This window comes from Arthrobacter agilis (assembly GCF_002953615.1).
Classification (GTDB): domain Bacteria; phylum Actinomycetota; class Actinomycetes; order Actinomycetales; family Micrococcaceae; genus Arthrobacter_D; species Arthrobacter_D agilis_B.
Genome location: NZ_CP024915.1, coordinates 3337591 through 3340609 on the forward strand (window position 1 = coordinate 3337591; position 3019 = coordinate 3340609).

The 3019-nt window shown below is 71.4% G+C and carries 3 protein-coding genes; all 3 read right to left on the reverse strand.

Annotated elements, in window-relative coordinates:
* Positions 1–1125: cation:proton antiporter (locus CVO76_RS16400; RefSeq protein ID WP_208740147.1), on the reverse strand; the 1125-nt coding region annotated here is incomplete at its 3' end.
* A gap of 233 nt (positions 1126–1358) precedes the next feature.
* Positions 1359–2171 carry a spermidine synthase gene (locus CVO76_RS16405; protein WP_208740148.1) on the reverse strand — a complete coding sequence of 271 codons (813 nt, stop codon included), beginning with the start codon at positions 2169–2171 and terminating at the stop codon, positions 1359–1361.
* A gap of 13 nt (positions 2172–2184) precedes the next feature.
* Entirely contained in the window at positions 2185–2721 is a 537-nt protein-coding gene (locus CVO76_RS16410) for a GNAT family N-acetyltransferase (protein WP_244186064.1), read from the reverse strand.
* Positions 2722–3019: the final 298 nt, after the last annotated feature.

A 3019-nucleotide genomic window follows, 5' to 3' on the forward strand; every position in this document is an offset into this window, starting at 1 on the left:
GGCCCGGCGTCGCTCGTACAGCCTCGTGAGGGCACGCTTGCGGCGTTCCTGCCGGGCGTCGAGCGTCGGCTGTTTCTTGAGGCGCCCGAGACCGCGGCGCAGCTGCAGCGTCCGCCGTTCCGCCCGGCTCGGTAGTCTCCGCATCAGCAGCACGAGCGGGAACACCCAGAGGAACCGCAGGAGAATCAGGGCGAGCGTCGCGAGGAGACCGATCAGCACCGTCTGCTGCACCGTCAGCAGGGACTCGTCGATGTTCTGCAGCAGGGTCCTGACCTCGAGCCCGATGAGGAGGAACACGCCGTTCTCCAGCAGGAACTGCACGGTCCGCCAGTTCACGTTGTCGCTGATGCGGGCCCGGGCGTCGAACTGGCTCGCGCTGCGGTGACCGGTGTAGATCCCGGCGACCACCACGGCCAGCACCCCGGACGCACCGAGCTCCTCGGCGGGGAGGAAGGCGACGAACGGGACGGCGAGGGACAGCGCCGTGTCGAGCACCGGATCGTCGAGCTTGGACCGGAGGAAGACCGTGACCACGCCCACGGCGTAGCCGACCACGACGGCGACGACGACGGCGTACGCGAAGTCACCGACGGCCGCACCGAAGCCGCTCAGTGCCCCGGCGGACGCCGCGATGGCGCTGCGGAGGAGCACCAGCGCGGTCGCGTCGTTGACGAGGCCCTCGCCCTCCAGCACCGTGAGCAGCCGGGGCGGGAGGCCCAGCCGGCGGCCGATCGAGGTTGCGGCGACGGCGTCGGGCGGGCTGATCACCGCGCCGAGCGCGACCGCGGCGGCGAGACCCAGGCCGGGCAGCAGCGTGTGGAGGAGGAGTCCGGTGGCGAAGGCGGAGATCACGACGAGCGCGACGGACAGGCTGGCGATCGGCGTGACGTTCCGGCGGAAGTCCGTGACGGGCGTCTTGATCGCCGCGGCATAGAGCAGGGGCGGCAGGATGCCCGCCAGGATCCACTCGTCGGGGATGCTGAAGCTCGGGACACCGGGCACGAAGGAGAGCGCGATGCCGACGACGACGAGGATGAGGGGAGCCGCGACGCCCACGCGCCTGGAGAGCACCGCGACCGCCACGAGGACGGCGATCCCGATGATGCCCAGCAGTCCCAGTTCCACGCTGCCAGCCTAGTGTGGACGGACCGCGTCCGGCGGCCGTACGCGCGACGGGGGCGCCCCTTCACGGGAGGGGCCGGGGGCGTTACGGCGCTCGATCCGGCAGCGCGGTAGGTCGAGCGGCGGACCGGACAGCGCGCCCGGCGGACCGCCCATGAGGTCGGCATCGCTGCGACATGGCGGACGCCGTCCGCGCAGCGGTCCGCACGGCCGGCCGCGCACGCCTCCGCGGGCGGTCAGTCCGCGAGAAGCTGCGCGCCGGCCGAGAACGTCCGCACCCGCGCGTCCTGCCAGAGGTGGGCGGGCACTCCCCCGCCCAGCAGTTCCCGGGCCAGCCCCGGATCCTCGCCGAGGGGCGCATCGCTCCCCGCGATGATCACGTTGCCGTAGCGCCTGCCCTTCAGCATGGCCGGATCGGCGATGATCACGGTGTGCGCGAACTCGGCGCCGATCGTCGCGGCCTCCCGCTTGGCCATCGCGAGGTTCGGGCTGTCGCCGCAGTTCACCACATAGACCCCGTCGGCTGCGAGGACGCGCTTGGCGGCCCGCGTGAATTCCTGAGTCATCAGGGGCACCGGGGTCACGGCGCCCGCGAAGACATCCCGGATGACGAGGTCGCGGCTGTCCTCGCTGAGCGACTCCGTCACGGCGCGGGCCTCACCGACGCGGATGCGCACGAGCGGTGCCCGGGGCAGGTCGAACCACTGGCGCACCAGTTCGGCCAGCCGCCCGTCGAGTTCGACGACGACCTGGCGCGCCTGCGGGTGGGAGGCGGCGAAACGGCGTGCGAGCGAGCACGCTCCCCCGCCGAGGTGGAGCACGCGGAGCCTGTCCGTGGACGCCCAGCGCGAATCGACGAGCGATGCGATCCAACGCATGTACTCGAAGTCGAGCTGCAGCGGATCGGCCAGGTCGATGTGGGAGCTGGGTACGCCGTTGATGCGCAGCACCCAGCCGTTCGGGTTGTACGGATCGGGTTCGAGCTCGCAGGTTCCGGTGTCGATGGGGAACTCGCCGATCTCGGGTCGTGCCCCCGAGGGCTTCGCCATCAGGTGCACCCTCTCATCGCTGGTCCGGACGGTGCATGCGGAACATTGGCCGATGGTGCCAGGTGGGCCCGCACAGCATCGAGGTGCCGTCGGGTTCGAAGCCGTTGCGGCGGTAGAAGCGCTCGGCCCGCGGGTTGCCGTTCAGGATCCACAGGTAGGCCGCCCGTGTGCCGATCGCGATGTCCATCAGGCGCTGCCCGAGCCCCGTCCCGTGCGTGGAGCGGAGGGTGTAGATGTGGTGCAGTTCGAAGTCGGGGCGGTCCTCGTCGCGTCCAGGACCGGAGGTCGCGATCGCGACCGGCGCGCCGTCGTCGTCGAACGCCAGCCAGCTCCGCGCGCTGCCGCGGGTGCGTTCCGCGTGCTGGAACGCCTCGCGCTGCCGCTCGATCATCGCGGGCAGCTCGGCGTCGTAGAACTCGTGGTACTCCCGCGGCATGATCTGCTCGTACGTCTCGTGCAGCCCTGCCACGTGGGTACGCGCGTACGCCTCGGCGTCGTCCACCGTAGCCGGCCGGATCAGGTAGGGAAGCGTCAGCAGGGGCTGTGTCACTGCCCCAGTTTAGTGGCCCCAGGCCACCGAGGTGCGGTGGTGCTCCTCATGGCGCCCGCCCGGCCGGTAACGCGACCATAACGCGGCGGTAACGCCGTCGGGCCTAGGGTGATCGCACGCTCCGGCGCCGACCGGCTGAGGAGCCGGGTGAACTCCGGCTGGTTCACTGTCCCGTGCAGGCCACGGGTCGCGCCAGGCGACGACGGACCGGCTGATGGCCGGCACCCACGCACCGCCGCTCGAGGAGAGACCATGACGAACGATTCGCCGGAACCGCTGGGCCGCATCATGTCCCGCA

Bases quoted from the DNA above. Each gene is read 5' to 3' on its own strand.
- CVO76_RS16405 (WP_208740148.1), bottom strand. From the start codon at position 2,171: ATGGCGAAGCCCTCGGGGGCACGACCCGAGATCGGCGAGTTCCCCATC.